The sequence below is a fragment of the Planctomycetia bacterium genome (assembly GCA_034440135.1).
Lineage (GTDB): Bacteria > Planctomycetota > Planctomycetia > Pirellulales > JALHLM01 > JALHLM01.
Genome location: JAWXBP010000356.1, coordinates 1 through 16805, shown reverse-complemented (window position 1 = coordinate 16805; position 16805 = coordinate 1). Strand labels below are relative to the sequence as shown.

14 protein-coding genes are annotated in these 16805 nt (G+C 63.1%); 9 read left to right on the top strand and 5 right to left on the bottom strand.

Translation table 11 applies throughout. The annotated features are described in order from the left end of the window. Positions 1-204 (bottom strand): hypothetical protein (locus SGJ19_21270; GenBank protein ID MDZ4782786.1); only part of this gene is annotated, 204 nt, incomplete at its 3' end. A gap of 233 nt (positions 205-437) precedes the next feature. Here SGJ19_21270 and SGJ19_21265 point away from each other — a divergent pair. Then, entirely contained in the window at positions 438-1085 is a 648-nt protein-coding gene (locus tag SGJ19_21265; GenBank protein MDZ4782785.1) for a sigma-70 family RNA polymerase sigma factor, read from the top strand. Between the two features lie 170 nt (positions 1086-1255). On the opposite strand, the gene SGJ19_21260 is transcribed toward SGJ19_21265, so the two are convergent. Continuing rightward, a complete protein-coding gene (locus tag SGJ19_21260) occupies positions 1256-2392 on the bottom strand; it encodes a glycosyltransferase (GenBank protein ID MDZ4782784.1) in 1137 nt (378 codons plus the stop codon). 273 nt (positions 2393-2665) lie between these two features. Between SGJ19_21260 and SGJ19_21255 the strand changes: the two genes are divergently transcribed. The 6 genes from SGJ19_21255 (at position 2666) to accC (ending at position 10263) form a co-directional block, all read left to right on the top strand. Further along, positions 2666-4186, top strand: a complete 1521-nt coding sequence (locus tag SGJ19_21255) for an aldehyde dehydrogenase family protein (GenBank protein MDZ4782783.1) — start codon at positions 2666-2668, stop codon at positions 4184-4186. 311 nt (positions 4187-4497) lie between these two features. Further along, positions 4498-5778, top strand: a complete 1281-nt coding sequence (locus tag SGJ19_21250) for an acetyl ornithine aminotransferase family protein (GenBank protein ID MDZ4782782.1) — start codon at positions 4498-4500, stop codon at positions 5776-5778. A gap of 197 nt (positions 5779-5975) precedes the next feature. Then, entirely contained in the window at positions 5976-6875 is a 900-nt protein-coding gene (locus tag SGJ19_21245) for a peptidoglycan-binding domain-containing protein (GenBank protein ID MDZ4782781.1), read from the top strand. Positions 6876-7006: 131 nt separating this feature from the next. Next, positions 7007-8101 (top strand): Xaa-Pro peptidase family protein, encoded by a 1095-nt coding sequence (locus SGJ19_21240; GenBank protein ID MDZ4782780.1) that lies wholly within the window; start codon positions 7007-7009, stop codon positions 8099-8101. Between the two features lie 131 nt (positions 8102-8232). Continuing rightward, the gene (gene accB, locus SGJ19_21235) at positions 8233-8727 is read left to right on the top strand and encodes an acetyl-CoA carboxylase biotin carboxyl carrier protein (protein MDZ4782779.1); all 495 of its coding nucleotides are present in this window, start codon (positions 8233-8235) and stop codon (positions 8725-8727) included. A 186-nt stretch (positions 8728-8913) separates the two neighbouring features. Next, complete coding sequence (accC, locus tag SGJ19_21230) at positions 8914-10263, top strand: acetyl-CoA carboxylase biotin carboxylase subunit (GenBank protein MDZ4782778.1); 1350 nt, start codon at positions 8914-8916, stop codon at positions 10261-10263. 126 nt (positions 10264-10389) lie between these two features. Here the strand turns inward: accC and SGJ19_21225 are convergent, their stop codons facing one another. The 3 genes from SGJ19_21225 to SGJ19_21215 all read right to left on the bottom strand — a co-directional run bounded on the left by SGJ19_21225 (position 10390) and on the right by SGJ19_21215 (position 15041). After that, positions 10390-13482 carry a YCF48-related protein gene (locus tag SGJ19_21225; GenBank protein ID MDZ4782777.1) on the bottom strand — a complete coding sequence of 1031 codons (3093 nt, stop codon included), beginning with the start codon at positions 13480-13482 and terminating at the stop codon, positions 10390-10392. Positions 13483-13503: 21 nt separating this feature from the next. Then, positions 13504-14433, bottom strand: coding sequence for a class I SAM-dependent methyltransferase (locus tag SGJ19_21220; protein ID MDZ4782776.1), 930 nt, complete (start codon positions 14431-14433; stop codon positions 13504-13506). Between the two features lie 86 nt (positions 14434-14519). Next, positions 14520-15041 (bottom strand): PilZ domain-containing protein, encoded by a 522-nt coding sequence (locus tag SGJ19_21215; GenBank protein MDZ4782775.1) that lies wholly within the window; start codon positions 15039-15041, stop codon positions 14520-14522. A gap of 222 nt (positions 15042-15263) precedes the next feature. Between SGJ19_21215 and SGJ19_21210 the strand changes: the two genes are divergently transcribed. Both SGJ19_21210 and SGJ19_21205 read left to right on the top strand, forming a co-directional pair. Next, complete coding sequence (locus SGJ19_21210; protein ID MDZ4782774.1) at positions 15264-15818, top strand: RNA polymerase sigma factor; 555 nt, start codon at positions 15264-15266, stop codon at positions 15816-15818. Positions 15819-15868: 50 nt separating this feature from the next. Then, positions 15869-16805, top strand: a 937-nt coding sequence (locus SGJ19_21205; GenBank protein MDZ4782773.1) for an MG2 domain-containing protein, incomplete at its 3' end; no start/stop codon positions are given.

The following is a 16805-nucleotide window of genomic DNA, read 5'->3' as shown; positions in this document are numbered from 1 at the left end:
GAGCAGTCCCGCGTGGTCGGTGAGAATCGCGCCGCCGCCAGGCTTCGCAGGTTGATGGCAGCCCTGGCAATGGACTTGGAGAATCGGCCGCACGTCGCGATAGTAACTCACGGAAGCAACGGCATCGTCGCCGCGCGCGGAGCCAGACGCCCAACCAACGCCCAGCATCGCAACCAGCACCGGCAACCAGCGAAGGCGATTCATCCAAAGGCTCTCCAGGACGGAATGCGCGCCGGATCGGCGGCGAGATCGACAGGATGGCACAGGCGGGGCAAAGCGGCAGGCGGGGCCGGATGGCCGTTCGCATCAGCGATCTTGAATATAAACTGGTAACCGCTTTTGAAGCAAGTATTTGAGGCGATTATAATCAACTCCAGCAGGCGTCCGCCGGACGTGTTTACCCGCCATTTCCCCCGCTTCGCGACGTAAAGTTCTGCATGCTCCAGCCCGACGTGGAACTCGCCGCACTCATCCGCCAGGCCCAGGAGGGGGATTCCGTTGCGCTGGGGCAATTGCTGGATCAGTATCGGGCGTACTTCCAGATTCTGGCCGCGCGGGGCATCGGCCCCCGGCTGGGACGGCGATTCAACGCTTCGGACGTGGTCCAGCAGACCATGCTCGAAGCCTGCCGCGATTTCATCCAGTTCCTCGGTTCCGGCGAGCCTGAACTGGTCGCCTGGCTGGAACGCATCCTGCAACGCAACATCTCCCAACTGGTCCGCGACCACGTCGCCACGCAAAAGCGAGCCGTAGGCCGCGAGCAGGCTTGCGAGGGCAACGACGCCTCGGGCGCGGACCGCTTTGATCCCGCGGCGCAACATTCGTCCCCTAGCCAGCGCGCCATGCGCGGCGAAGAAGCGATTCGCCTGGCTCGCGTCCTAACGGCCTTGCCGGAAGACCAACGCGAAGCCGTCCGGCTCCGTCACCTGGAAGGCTGGACGCTGGCGGAAATCTCCGACTACTTCAAACGGTCGCCCGCCGCCACCGCGGGTCTCATCAAACGCGGCATGCAAAAGCTGCGCGAAAAGCTCGGCGCGGACCTCAAATCCCTCAACGACGACAACGACAACAACACCAGCCCGTAGCGCCAGCGAGGGAGAGCGGACGTGGCCTTCTATTGCGGATCAAACTCTCAACGATGCTGCTTCGAGTTCCCGAAACGAGGTTGTTGAAAGTTTGGTCGTGTTGCTTTCACCGACGTCAACTCTCCCTCGCTGGCGCTACGGGCTGGTGTTGGCACTGCTACGTTCGCGAGTCACACTAGCATCGCGCGGCGATAGGAGCCCATCAGGCGTTCGGTGCGCTCGAAGTCTTCGGACTCGTGATCGTCCGGCATGGGTTCCGAGGCGTCTCGTTTTGACATTCGTTTGCGGCCCAATGCTTGCACCAAAGCCGCGCCTACCTCGCCGGTCTCGTCGGCGGTGACCATGACGTGGGACGACATGTCGTCGTCGTTCTCAGTCGCGCCAGTGCTGATGGTCGCCACCACGGTGGTGCCTGCGTCCTGCGCCTCGAGCGTGGCCGGGCCTGCCTTTGCGCCGTTGAAGATCATCGCGTCCGCAGCGCGGCAAACCCGGGCGAGGTCGTCGCCAATGTCGTACATGCGCAGCCGCGGCGCGAGGCCGGAGCCCAAGAGCGCGGTGCGGATATCCGGCCGTTCCACGTCCGGGCCGATGCCCAATGCGTACATCGGGCCAAGTCGTCCTTGCGCATATCGCACCGCGTCGGCCATTCGCCGCGCGCCGTCCGCGTCCGTGCCGTCGAGGTAGATGCCGACGACACTGGCATTCTCCGGAATCACCAATTGCTCGCGCAGCCGCGCGCCGTTGGCGTCGTCGATGGGCGGGGAGATGGCTTCCTCCAGTTCGGGAATGACGTCGATTTGATTCATGCGGCAGCCGAGTTGGCAAAGCTGCCGCGCGAGGTGTGCGTTCGCCGCGATCACCCGATCGAAACCCGGCAGCAGTTTGTGATCGATTTCACGACTCAGTCGCTCGCCCCAGGTATGCACTTCCGGCTCGAAGGCGTTGGCCACCATGCGGAAACGAAACCGGGGTTGCAGCAACAACGCCCAAGCGCGGCTCTCGCGGTCGTAGGTATGCACGATGTCGATCGACAACCGGCGAATGAGTCGCCCTAAGCGAAACCAGAGCGTCGGGTCGCAAGGCCCGATGCGGCGAACGTCGTAGCAATCGACGTTCATTTCCGCCGCGGTCTCCATGATCGCGGCGCATCTGCCTTTGCCGGAGATCATCGCCACGGAACCGCGGAATTCCCGCGCGCCGTCGTGGTTTTCCAACCCGCGGCAGGTGTGCAGAATGCGCTCACCGTGCGCGCCGCCGGCGCCGCTCATCGACGCCAAGTGCAAGACATGAATCGTGGTGGGTCTCATCGCGTCGGTTTCCCGTGCGTCGAGCGCCACGCGGAGCGGCCCAGCACCCGCTGGGGGCGGCCGTGGCTCAGGAAACCCTAGGTCAAGGTTTCGCAGTCTGCGCCGGCTGCGGGCGATGTCCCCGCTGGCGCGATTGTCCGGCCTGCAGCGAAAATGCCGCCTGGCGAGTCAGCCGAGGCCGCCAACTTGCGCCAACTTTCCTGCGCCCTTGCCGCCGCCCTTTTCAGCCATATGGTTGCTATTGGGGAGCAACCGCGCGCAGGACAACACAACATGGCCACCGCATCCGCGACCACCACTTGGACGGGCCGCCACTACATCGACGGCGCCTGGCAGGACGCTGCCGGCGCGACGTTCGAGAACCGCAACCCGGCGCGTACGTCGGAGTTGCTGGGCGTCTATCCGCGCGGCGATCGCGCGACGGTCGCCGCGGCCGTCGGCGCCGCGCGCGAGGCGTTCATTCCATGGCGGCGCACGAGTCGCATCCGCCGTGGCGAGTTCTTCGATCGTCTGGCGCGTTTGATTCAACGCGATACCGACGCGCTGGCCGTGGTGCTCTCGCGCGAAAGTGGCAAGATTCTCAACGAAGCACGGGCTGAAGTGATCGAAGGGCTGCACATGGTGCAGTACGTCTGCGGCACGGCGCGGCAGCCGTATGGGCAGGTGATCGCCTCGGAAATCGCGGACAAGGACCTGTACGAGCGGCGCAAACCGCGTGGCGTCGTGGCGGTCGTAACGCCGTGGAATTTCCCCTTCGCGGTCCCGCTTTGGATGCTTGCGCCAAGTTTGCTGGAAGGCAACACGGTGGTCTTCAAACCATCGGAAGAAACGCCCGAGATCGGTCAGCGTTTGATGGAACTGTTCATCGAAGCGGACTTTCCAGCGGGGACCATCAACTTGGTGCATGGTCTTGGCGAAGAAGTGGGCGAACCGCTCGCGCGACACGCCGAAGTCGACGTCGTGGCCTTCACCGGCAGCTATCACGTCGGGTCGATGATCCGCCGTTGGGCCGCCGAGGCTGATCATAAGACCTGCGCTTGTGAGATGGGCTCGAAGAGCGGCGTGATCGTTTGCGAAGACGCCCGGCTCGATTTGGCGTGCGATGCCGTGACGCTGAGCGCGTTCAAAACCAGCGGGCAGCGCTGCGTTTCCGCCGGCCGCGCGATTGTCCATCGCAAATTGCTGGCGCCATTTATCGATGGCTTGCTCTCTCGCGTGAGCTCGCTGCGCTTTGGCGATCCGTTCGATCCCGCCAGCTTCGCCGGTCCGTTGGTGAACCTTGGCGGCGTGGAAAAGGTCGAAGCGTACAACCAACTGGCCAAAGACGAGGGCGCGGAGATTCTGCTTGACGGCGGCCGTGCAAAAGACGCGAACCACGCCGACGGCTATTTCATGATGCCATTTGTCTACCAGCAGGAACATCGCCCGGACGCGCGGACGTTGCGCGAAGAAGTGTTCGGACCGCACCTGGCGGTGATTCCGTTCGACGACGACGAGCAAGCGATTCGCATCTACAACGACACGCCGTACGGGTTGTCGATGGCGGTGATTACCGAAGACTATCGCCGCTGGCGAGTGTTCCGCGACGAATGCGACTACGGCATGGGCTACGTGAACTTGCCCTGCATCGGCGCGGAAGTGCATCTGCCCTTCGGCGGCGTGAAACGCAGCGGCAACGGCCAACCATCAGCCGCAGCGCTCGTCGACGCCGTCACGCACCGCACGGCATTTACGGTGAACCACGCGACGAACATTGTCATGGCGCAAGGAATGAGCGCCGACGTGAGAAAATAATGCACCACGGAGTCACGGAGACACGGAGAGGAGAGAGCTGTATTGAACCGCAGAGGCGCGGAGACGCAGATATAGAGTGAGGGAGAGGAGAGACCATTGTTGTGGCACGGTCTCCCGACCGTGCCACCGGTCCGACCGAAGGTCTCCGTTTCCGATGATCGCCCGGCCGCACGTGGCACGGTCGGGAGACCGTGCCACAACAGATTGATCAAGGACCATTCAGTCATTCGACATTCAGATTTGATTCGACATTCAGATTTCGAAATTCGTCATTTCCCCCTGCTTCTGCAAGCTGAACCTACGAGGGCGCAATGGCATTAACTGAAACTATCCTGGCCCCGCGGTTGATCACTTCTCTGCCTGGTCCTCGGGCGGCGGCTTGGATGGCGCGCGATGATCAGGTGTTGTCGCCTTCGTATACGCGCGACTATCCGCTGGTGATGGCGCGTGGTTCCGGCTGCACGGTCGAGGACGTCGACGGGAATATCTTCCTCGATTTCACCGCCGGCATCGCTGTGACCGCCACCGGGCATTCGCATCCCGAGGTCGTGGCCGCGATCACCGATCAGGCGCAGCGGTTCCTGCACATGTCGGGTACGGATTTTTATTACGGGCCCGAGATCGAACTCGCGGAACGGCTCGCGAAACTTGCGCCTGGCGCTGCTCCTAAGCGAGTCTTCTTTACCAATAGCGGCGCGGAGAGCGTCGAGGCGGCGCTCAAATTGGCTCGCTATCACACCGGACGCGAACGCGTGATCTCCTTCTACGGCGCATTTCATGGGCGCACCTATGGTGCGTTATCGCTGGGTGGATCGAAGTCGATTCATCAACGCGGCTTCGGGCCGTCCCTGGCGGGCGTGCATCGCGTGCGGTTCGATTGCACGCGCGACGAACTGGAAGAACTGTTTCTCACCGTCGCGCCACCCGACGAAGTGGCCGCTATTTTTGTCGAGCCGATCCAGGGCGAGGGAGGCTACCGCGTCCCTTCACCGTCGTTCCTGCCAATGTTGCGGCAGGTTTGCGACGAGCACGGCATCCTGCTGGTGGCTGACGAAGTGCAATGCGGCATGGGGCGCACCGGCAAGATGTTCGCCAGCGAGCATTTCGGCGTAGCGCCCGACTTGATCTGTCTGGCGAAGGGGATCGCTTCCGGCATGCCGCTCGGCGCCTTAGTCGCTCGGGCCGATGTAATGGATTGGCCTCCCGGGAGCCACGCTTCGACGTTCGGCGGTAACCCCGTGAGTTGCCGCGCCGCGCTGGCGACGATCAACCTGTTGGAACGCGAATACATGCAAAACGCAGTTGAGCGCGGGGGGCAACTCCGTGCCGGTTTGCAACAATTGATCGCGGACGGCGCGCCGCTGGCCGCAGTGCGCGGACTCGGCTTGATGACGGCCGTCGACGTCGTCGGCCCGCACGGGCCCGATCCGCATCGCCGGTACGAACTGGTGATGCAGGCCTTTCATGCCGGGCTGCTGTTGCTCGGCTGCGGCCGCACAGGAATTCGGTTCTGCCCGGCGTTGTGCGTCACAGCGGAGCAGATCGAAACGGCCGTGGAAATCTTCGGCCGCGTGGCGAATGAGGCGACCTAAAGCGTAGTTCCGTGGCGGTTGCTACCGCGAATTTTACCGTTCGCGGATATTTCGAGCAACTTGTCCTGATATGCCCCGATAATCTCTTTGCGGGGCGCGATGGCGGACCTTTTTTCCGCTGCCCGAGGACCATCGTCTCATCGCGCCTGCCGCTTCTTTTTTCCCTTTGGCGGATTTCAGCGGAGAGGCTCCGTACCATGGTTCTTCAATCGAAGTGGTTTACCCATCCCCGTTTTCAGGATGTGGCCAGCGGCCGGGCGTTGATCAAGTTTGGCGAACGCGGCGATGCCGTGAAAACACTGCAAAGCGCGCTCTTGCAGCTAGGGCAGTCGATGCCCATCTCGACCCACAAGTCCGGCTCGCCGGACGGCATTTTTGGCGACGAAACCGATCGCTGCGTCAAAGACTTTCAGCGTAAAGCGCTGCCGCAATACGCGCCGGACGGCAAGGTCGGCCCGCTCACGCTGGGGCAGCTTGATTCAAGACTGATTACGGCCAGCCCGCCGAAGGGGAGCGAGTTGGTCTGGGGCGAGGCCCCTCCGGGAGTGCCAGGCAAGCCGAAGGAAGTGGATCTCGGCACCGTGATTGGTTTTTCCCAAGCCGTGCGACAGGATTTCGAGATGGGCTGCTGGGCGGCATGCCTGTCGTTTTGGGGCAGGCTGTGCGGCGGCGGCCGTCCGCAATTGAGTTCCGGGAAAGTCTTCGCCCTCTACAGCCATCTGACCTCCATGGAGGGCCCGCTCACCGGCGGCATGCCGACCGGCGCCTTGGCGGCGATCATGCGTGACGAGGCCACGCCGGAAAACGTTTGCGAACCCGGCGACCTGACGCACAAGTGGAACGGCATGGTCTTCGAGAGCTACGCCCCGGCCACGTTGACTTACGACTGGTTGAAGCACAACGCCAGCGGCCCGCGGAAAGCAATCTACTTCGGTTATCACATTGGCGGAGCGTCGCACATCAATGTGATCGGCCACTACGAAATTAACGGCTCGGAGTACGTCTGGGCGATGGAGCCGTGGGACGGTCGCTTCAAAATGCGTGAAATCGAATACTACCAGTCCGCCTCGCGAGGATTCTTCGCCTATCCGCGATAGCCTGGCCGCTCCTACGTCAAATGCGGCGTGCTGCGCCGCCGGCGATTGCCCGGCGGCGCGGTATTCGACTAGATTTGCGTCGTTACTCGAAATCCCCGCGGCTTTCCTTTGCGACGGCAGCTCGAATGGTCATGGATCGCTACCCATCCCGACTCAAGCGTCTGCGCTCCCTGATGCGTAAGGCAGGGCTGCCGTCGCTGCTGGTTTCGCACACCAGCAACGTGACCTACCTCACCGGCTTCACCGGCGACAGCTCGTATCTGTGGGTCGGCTCGAGTGAGGAAATCCTCATCAGCGACGGGCGCTATACCACGCAACTCGAAGAAGAATGCCCGGGGCTGCGCGTGCATCTGCGGAAGGTTGGCGAGCGGATGGCCTCGGCCACGTCAACCGCGCTGGCGGCGGTAAAGCCAGCGACGATCGGCATCGAGGCCGGCACGATGACCGTTGCGGTGCGGGATGAACTGGCCGAGAAACTGCCCAAGGCGGCGTTGGCGGCGGCGGCAGACCTGGTCGAACAGCTGCGCCAGATTAAGGACAAGGAAGAGATCGCCTCGATCCGCGTCGCCGTGGAGCAAGCCGAGCGGGCGTTTCGCCTCGTTTCGGCGGGCGTGCGCGGCGACGCAACCGAAAAACAGATCGCCGATCAGTTCGAGGCGGCGCTCCGCCACTTCGGCGCGACCGGCTCGTGTTTCCCGCCGATAATTGCCGCCGGCGCCCGGTCGGCGTTGCCGCATGCCCGCGCGAGTGAGGCTTCGATCGCGGGGGCGGAGTTCGTGTTGATCGACTGGGGAGCGCGGAACGGGCTCTACGTCAGCGACTTGACGCGTCTCTGGGTGACGGCTAAAATTTCGCCGAAACTTGAACGCGTGTATAGAGTTGTGTTCGAGGCGAACCGCGCGGCGATCGCCGCGATTCGACCCGGCGCGACGGCCCAGCAGATCGACGCTGTCGCCCGTGGCGTGATCCACGACGCTGGCTTTGGGGCGAACTTCACGCACGGCTTAGGGCACGGCATTGGGCTGGATGTGCATGAGGAACCGCGGCTCTCTTCTACCAATCAACGGCCGCTGGAACCGGGAATGGTGTTGACGATTGAACCGGGCGTTTACCTTCCAGGCTGGGGCGGCGTGAGACTGGAAGACGACGTGTTGGTCACCAAATCCGGCGCAGAAGTGCTGAGCACGCTGCCCAAGTCCTTGGAATCCATGACGCTGAACCTGTAAGGAAATGATGAATGTCGAATGATCAATGATGAATTGGGGAACGGCCTGACGCTCGGTCTCTACGACATTTATCATTCATCATTCCGCATTCATCATTCCCCGCTCACAGCATACCTTGCGAGTTCTTTCCTATGTCCGCGACTCCGACCAATCCCGGCGATATCTTCGATCCTCGCAAGATTCGCCGGCTGGTCGAGCTGATGAACGAGCACCAGCTCAGCGAAATCGATTTGCAACAGGGTGACACGCGCATCCGGCTGCGTGGCGCCCGCGGGCCGAAGGGAGTCGTCGTCGAAACGATGCGACCCCCGGCCGTGGAGTCCGCGCCGCGCCCGTCCGCGGAATCGCCGGCTCGCGTCGCTGCGCCGGCGGCCGACGGCAACTTCGAGCTGATCAAAAGCCCGATGGTCGGCACCTTCTATTCGTCGGCGAATCCGGAATCGCCGGCGTTCGTCAAGGTCGGCGATCACGTCGGCCCCGAGACGACGGTGTGCATCATCGAGGCGATGAAGGTTTTCAACGAGATCTCCGCCGAGGTCACCGGGAAAATCGTCGCGACGCTCGTGGAAAACGGCGAGCCGGTTGAATACGGCCAGCCGCTGTATAAGGTCGAGGCGTCGAAGTAAGGCAGGCCGCTGAGCGGCAATGTCGAATGTCGAAATCCGAATGACGAATCAATGACGAAATCCGAATGTCGAAGTTTCTGCTCTTAGTCTTCGCAAACCAAACGCCATTCGTCATTCAGTCATTCGACATTCTCCCCCTTCGCCTCCGTGCTTCATTGATTCTTTGAGTCTACGACTTTCCAACGCATGTTCAAACGCATCCTAATTGCCAATCGCGGCGAGATCGCCTTGCGGATCATTCGCGCTTGTCGCGAGCTGGGCATTGAGACCGTGGCGATCTTCAGCGAGGCGGATCGCGGCGCGAAGTATCTTGATCTCGCCGACGAGCGCTATTGCGTTGGTCCGGCCAAGGCGTCGGAAAGCTATCTCAAGATCAATCGGGTGATCAGTGCCGCGGAAGTCGGCAACGTGCAGGCCATTCACCCTGGCTACGGGTTTTTGGCCGAGAACGCGCACTTCGCCGAGGTTTGCCGTAGTTGCAATATCGAGTTCATCGGCCCGTCGCACGAGGCGATGCTCAAGTTGGGCGACAAGAACACGGCGCGCAAGCTGGCGCGCGAAGCCGGCGTGCCGGTCGTGCCCGGCAGCGACGGATTGATCGCCGACGACAGGGACGCGGTTCGGATCGCGCACGAGATCGGTTTCCCGGTGCTGATCAAAGCCACGGCCGGCGGCGGCGGTCGCGGGATGCGGGTGGCCTCGAACGATTTGGCGCTGAACTCCGCGCTGTCGCAGGCCAAGGCCGAGGCGGAGGCCGCGTTCGGCGATGGCGGCGTGTACCTGGAAAAATACGTCGAGCATCCGCGTCACATTGAAGTCCAGGTGGTCGCCGACTTGCATGGCAACGTCGTACACCTCTGGGAACGCGATTGCACGATGCAACGCCGCCACCAAAAGGTCATCGAAGAAAGTCCCGCCGCGCACATCTCCGAAAAGGTGCGCCGCGAGATCTGCGCGGCCGCAGTCCGCCTGGTCCACGTCGCCAATTACACCAACGCCGGCACCGTGGAGTTCATCGTCGATCGCAACGAGAACTTCTACTTCATCGAAGCGAATGCGCGGATTCAGGTCGAGCATCCCGTCACGGAAATGGTGACCGGCATCGACTTGATTAAGACGCAACTTAGGATCGCAGCCGGCGAACCCTTGGCGTTCAAGCAAGAAGATATTCAGGTTCGCGGCCATGCCATCGAATGCCGGATCAACGCCGAGAATCCGTTTAAGAACTTTCAGCCGGCGCCCGGCAAGATCGAGCAATTGATCGTGCCCGGCGGATTCGGCGTGCGTTTTGATTCGCACGCGCACGCTGGCTACGTAGTGCCGTCGAACTATGACTCGATGATCGGCAAGTTGATCGTCCACCAGCCGACGCGCCGCGAAGCGATCGAGTGCATGCTCCGCGCACTGAAAGAACTGCGCGTTGAAGGAATTCCCACGACCGTGCCGCGCTTGGCCGACATTCTTCGGCATACCGCCTTCAACGAAGGGCGCGTCGACACGACGTTCATCGAACGCACCTGGCCGCCGGGGACGTAAGCGCAAAGCATGCGCTCGCGAAAGCAGGCGACGTCCGTTAAGCCCAGGGAAGGCCCTCGAAGTCGACGGTGATGGTTCGACTTCCGGTGGCCTTCCCTGGGCTTGGCGCAATCGTCGCTTTCAACATCACTCAAACCGCAGCCAGCCGCCGTTTTCGAGTGATGTTTCGCTGATCGCCGGCGCGGCCCAACCTTGTTCGCCTGAGCCTGGTGCAATGCGCCGCACGGTTGCACTCCAAGCTCCGCCAGGCGCTGGCGCCTGCGGAGCAAGCTGGTCCCAGGGAATCGCCGCTTCCACGTACCAGGCGTTGTCATCTTGGCTCGCGGCGACGTACCACTTGGGATTCCAGGCGGTGTCGCCCCAGCAGGAGTCATGTACCCGCCCGCGGGAGTCGACCGCCAGTCGCCAGGCGATAACGTAGTCCCGATCAATGTCGAGGGAGATTTCCACGCGATCTTGTTTCGCCAGATTTTCATCCCTTTCGCGCGGACCGGCGTCATCGCCGTATTCGCAATCGGGCGATTTGGCGGCGGCGATCGCGATGTACAGGAACTGGTCGTCGCGCGCAGCAACCAATGTGGTCGGCCAGGCGTCGGCGTCATCGTCTAGTCCGATCAGTTCCAGCGCTTCGAGGTTTTGCCAGACCTCGTCATCGAGCAGGCCGTCGAGCCTCGGCCGCATTTTCACGCCACGGCAATTCCAAATCGCCTTGGGACACGCTTCCTTGCGCCCCTCCTCGCGCCACAGTTCCGCCGCGGCGCAGGTTCGCCACGCATCGTCGGAGCGGCCCTGGAGGAAGTTGCGCACGCCCCGCGCGCTTTGATTCTCTGGCGCGGATCGTCGCATCGCGTTGATCGGAAAAAACACGACCGGCTCAGCCGCCAACGTGGGGCGCGTGCGCGCCAGCAATCGTTCCAACGCTTGCACGCGGCTGGCGCGCGCGATCTGCCGAGCCTGCGGATCGGCCGCAACGCCCGGCGCCATGGCCGGGATCGAGGTTTCGCTGGGAGCGAAGGCCGTCAACTCGACTTCGCCCTGTTTGTCGACGACCTGACCGGAACGCGATTCCACGTGCTGCGCCAGTTGTTGGCGAGCTTGCCCGCGCCAATCGATCTCGCCGCTCGACCAATACTGAATCAACCAGACGAGCGCCGGCGCGGCCAAGGCGTGATCGGGATACCGTTCCACCAGCAGTCCGTAGGTCTGCGCGGCGAGGTCGATGCGTCCGTGCTGGTGATAGCGCCGCGCGAGCTCGAAGACCGTCATCGCGGCGCTGTCGGCGTTCATCGAGGACACCATCTCGGGAAGTTGTCCGAGGACGATGTCGGCTTCGCGCTCATCGTCAACTCGCGCGAGGATTGCCTGCAGATTGCGCTGCCTGACGGCCAGTTGCTTAAGCTGATCTGCGCTGCGGTCCTGCGACGTGGCTACGATTCGCTTGGCCCCGCCCCCCGGCGGCAACGAAATGCCTCCCAAGAAGCCGCGGCCGCTGGCCGATTCCGGCAGCGCTGACGCCAGGAGTTGAAAGCCGAGTGCACTCGACGAGGCCATCGAGTCTTCGCCGACAATCGCGCGAGCCAATGACGCCTGTTGTCCCAACGATCGCCCCAACTCCGGCGCAAGCTGCGTCGGCGCGAGCGCCTCGCCGCCGGCTTCTCCGTCGGCCAAGTGGCCGTAGATCTTGTTGACTTTCCAAGGCGCGAGATGTAACTGCGCAAATTCCTCGGCTCGATAGTCCGCCTCGCCCGCGTGCTGCCCCGCTTTCAGCACTGCTTGATTGATCACATACGCGAGCGGATCGTCGCCTTGCGCTGGTGCGGCATGTGTGAACACCACCGCTGGCCGCCAGATGCGCAGTTGCTTCACCAACTCGAACTCCAACGCTTCGAGTGCGCGACCGTCGTGCAATTCATCCCACAGTTCGACCATGCGCTCCGCCGACAGCGATGCCTCGTGCTGTTGCACCGGAAACCGCCACGAGCGCTCGGCCGCGCTACCGCCGACCGCGCACATCGCAGCTTGCAGTCGCGGGGACGCTGTGCGATCCTCGGCCAAAGGATTCAACCAATCGCGGCGCGTCAGGCAGTAGGCGTAGGTAAGCGCGCTTTCCTGTCCGCCGGCGTAGGCGAAGACTTCCCACGGCGTTGCCTGCGCGTCGGCGAACATGCCCAGCACCGCGACGCGTTCGCCGCCGGCGCGTTGCCGCACCCAACTTCGGCCGCCGTCGCTCGTGGCGAAGATCGCGCCCAGTGCTCCGACTGCCCAGCCATTCAAATCATCGACAAAGGTCAGGCCATTGAAAGGCGCGTTGCGGCCGGTGGGCAGAACCTGCCAACTGCGGCCGAAATCCGGTGAGTGAAAGATCACTGAGCCCGGGGAGCCGGCGATCCAGATCTTCGCGCCGCGTACGGCCAGGGCGCGCATGTCGACGCCTTGCGCCAGCACGTGCGGAAAGTTTGCATCCGGCGACCGCCAATTTGCGCCGCCATCTAGCGTGAGCCAGACCAAGCCGCCGTCGCCCACGACGACGCCATGTTGAGTGTCGGCGAATCGCACGCGTTGCAGGCCGCGCAGGCCGGTGTCGGGATGTCGAGCTGGAATCGTGCTCCGGTCGTCAATCAGATGGACCGCACCGCGCCGCGTAATCGCCGCGCCTTGTTGCGGCCCGCAGAACGCGGCGTCCACAAAGTCGTCCGCCGCTGCACCGGAGAACGGGCTCCAACTTCGCCCGCCATCCGCGGTCCAGTAAAGACTCATGGGAAAGATGGCAGAACGATCGCCCCAGGCCAGTGCGTGTTGCGTCGTGAACGCGCGAACGCCGCGCAATGCGCTCAGCAGCGTGGCGCCGTCCTGCCGCCAATTCTGTCCGCCGTCTTCCGTAATCAGCATCACGCCGCGGCTGCCCGGTGCGTGAGAATAGGGTTCGCCGCCCACCGCCCAGCCGTGCCGCGCGTTGACGAACGACACGCCGTCCAAGCGACTACTTGTCGGCGCGTTTTGCCGCTTCCACTCTCGGCCTCCATCAGCGGTGTGCCAAATGACGCCACGATCGCCCACGGCCCAGCCTTCATTGGCATTGGCGAAGTGGACTTCGCGCAACTCCGCGTCTTCCAGCCACGCGCGGGGGGCAGCATCGATGGTCTGTGCGTTCAGCGCATCGACGTCCAACTGGCGTACGAGGCAAGCCAGTAAGATCAGGGCCGAGCGAAATCGCAGCATGGGCGCACTCCTTGCGCGGTATCAGCCGTGCTTAACGGCCGTCCAAAGACAGAACAGTCCATCAGGCACTTCGCCGCCGTCGGCCGGCAGCAGTTCGCAGCGCTCGATGCGCGCCTGCGGCGTCAACCATCCGGCGACTTCCGGCAACTCGAACCAACATTCCCACGGCTCATGCTCGCACCGCGCTTGCCAACTGCGGTGTTTGTCGATGATCAACAGGTGCCCGCCCGGTCGCAGCACGCGCAACATCTCATTGACGGCCACGCGCGGGCGGAGGGCGTGTTCCAAGGCTTCAACCGAAAGCACGGCGTCGAGCGATTCGTCTGCAAACGGCAGGCACAACATTCCGCCAGCCGCCATGGCAACTCCCGCCGGTGGCTCCGTCATCATCGTTCGCGCAAGATCGACGCCGATGAGGCGCCAAGTCGCGCATACTTCATGGAGCGCCTGTAGGAATCGCCCGGAGCCGCAACCCAGGTCGGCAATGCGCGCCGTGTTCGGCAAGGAGCGCGTCCAATGGAGTACCGCCTTCAACCTGGAGTCATTCGTCGCGATGCGACGCGGCAACGATTGTTCGTCGTGCTCGAACAGCGAGGCGACGCGCTGCAGCACTCGCTGAATGCGCACGTGCAGCACATCCAGCTCCGCGAGTTGTTCCGCCGACAGAGAAGTCACGGACGCTTGCCAACGCGCGGCGAGTGTAACGGCCTCGGCGTGAAAGCCGAGCGTACGCAGCGTTACAAGCCAGCGATGTTGTCGCAACGGATCGGCGAGCACTCCCACGGCCAGGCACTGCCGCGCAAAGCGAGCGGCGAGTTGCTCGAACTCCCTGGCGTCATATTCCAGGCCCTTCCGCCAGATACTCCGAGCGCGCCGCTGCAGGCCCCGCGACCATTGGGTCGGGAGCGTGCTCCAGGTGCGGATATGTGTCAACGTGGCTGGCGACGCCATTTGCCTGAATTGCCCAGAGGTCGGCATCGCGTAGTGAGGACGACGCCGGTCCGGCATTGTCTCGCGAAGGGCGGCAATCGCCAACCTCAGTTGTCGGCCTTCGCGTCCGGGGATTCAGTCGCTGTCTCCGTCGCCGTCTCAGGCGGCGCTTCGGCCGCCGGTTCCGCGTCGCCGTTGGCGTCGCGGCCGACGAACTTGACGCCGCATTCATAGAGATTGTCGTGGACCTTGCGAAGTCGCCGGATCTCGCCGAACAGGTTCACTTCATGATCGCCGTGCGGGAGGCAGATCAGGATCACTTTTTCCTCGGTCAGCAGGCCGGATGTCAGAATAACCTGGCCGCCGACCTCCGAGTGAATATGTTTGGATGCCACGAAGGACAAGCCGGACACCGAGATATCACGGGTAAAGGCGTGGAACCGGACAATCTCTTGCGAGGACGCGACCCGGGCCGCGACTTCGACCTGGGCTCTGAAGGCGTGTCGCCGCGTGGTCCGCTTTTCGGTGTGGTGACCATCGTTTCGGGCGGTCCAGCGATCCAGCGCGCAGAGCACCGATTCGACCGTTTCGTCGAACTCCGTCGGTGATGCGCCGATGCTGGAAGCCATGCTTTATCCCCGATACGCCAAACAAGGGGCTGGAAAATATAGCTCTAAGATGGACGATTGACGGCCGTATTGATTCGGTAAGGCGAAGATTTTGCCCTGACCGACGGAGGATACTGAACACATGAATCGTATGTATTCAGCTCGAAATGCCGCATCGATTGTGCGACAGGTCCCACGGGAGCAAATCCTCGGACTCGGTCGCTTCGTCTATATTGAGCAAGCATGAACGTCGCCCGCACCACGACGGAGGCTGTGGAAGCCGACCGGCGGTTGACCACCGACCGTCTGGAGGACGCCTTTGCGCGCTGGCAGCCCGAACTGCTGGGCACGTTGTATTACCTCACTGGCAACCATGAGGACGCGCGGGACGCCCTGCAGGAGACGTTCATAAAGTGCTGGCGGCACCGCGACGCGGTGGGCGAAGTGGACAACCTCAAGGCCTGGGTGTTTCGAATCGCGCTGAATGCCGGCCGAGATGTGCGAGGGACCGCCTGGCGACGCAGGCGTACCGCGTTGCCGGACAACGCCTCGTATCTGCCCGGCCCTGATTGTGCGCCGGAGGCGCGCCTGGAGCAGACAGAGCAATTGGCGCGACTACGGGAAGCGATCTCGCATCTGCGGGCGGAGGAACAGGAGGTGTTCCTGCTGCGACAAAACGGAGAAATGACCTACGAACAAATCGCGGTCGCCGTGGGGATCCCGCTGGGGACCGTGAAGACGCGGATGCGGTTGGCCCTCGGCCGCTTGCGCGAGGCGATGGCGGAGGAATCGGCGTAAGCCTGAAGTTTGGCTGGAAAGCATTTTGTCGAAAACAGCATTCTGAAGACATGGAATCTCGGCTGCATCAACAACTGTTGGAACTCCACCACGGCCTGCTTCCCGAAGCGGAGGCGTCGGAGCTGCGCGCGCAGATCGACAACGATCCCGCGCTCAACGGGGCATGGATTCAAGCTCAGCGTGAGTTGGGTTTGATCGCCCAAGCGGCCCGCATCGAGGCGCCGCCACTGAGTCTCAAGATCGACGAGCAGCAGGCAATTCGGCCAATTTCCTCGGTCGTGCGTCAGTCGGAAACGCGTCGCGCACATCATCAGCCGCCAGCGAAGCGAAATACCTGGGGGTGGGCGATTGGTCTGGCCGCCGCCGTGATGTTGTTGCTGAGTCTGGGCGGGTTCCAGTTTCATCGCACACGACTGGCGCGATTGGATCGCGAACTGCCGCGCGTCGTCGTCGCCGGTCCGGCGCGGCTCACGCCGGGCGCGACGAACCGCTTCACCGTCGCCGCATCGACCGTGGCGGGGGATCCGTTGGCGGTCAACATGGTCTACGCCTTGTACGACGTCGACCGCCAGGCGAACGTGCAATTGCATCGCCAAGAGACCGACCGCTGGGGACGCATGACGATCGAGCTCTCGGGCAAGGAACGGCTTCCCGTGAATTGCGAATTGCGGCTGGCGACCGCGCAAGCGGGCTTGCAGTCGCCGTTGGCGACTTTGGCGCTGCCCGTGAGCGAAGTGGCGTTCCTCACGAAGCTTGCGACGGATCGTCCCAGCTATCAACCTGGGGACGACGTTTACTTCCGCTCGGTGACGTTGCGTCAATCCGATCTGACTCCGGTCGCCGCGCCGTTGCAGTTTTGGGCGCTCGACGCCTCCGGCGTGATTGTGCCGGGCAGCGAGCTATCCGGAACCACGGACCGGGGCATCGGCAATGGTCGCTGGACGCTGCCGGCCGATGCGGCCCTTGGCGAATATCGCCTGGTCGCGT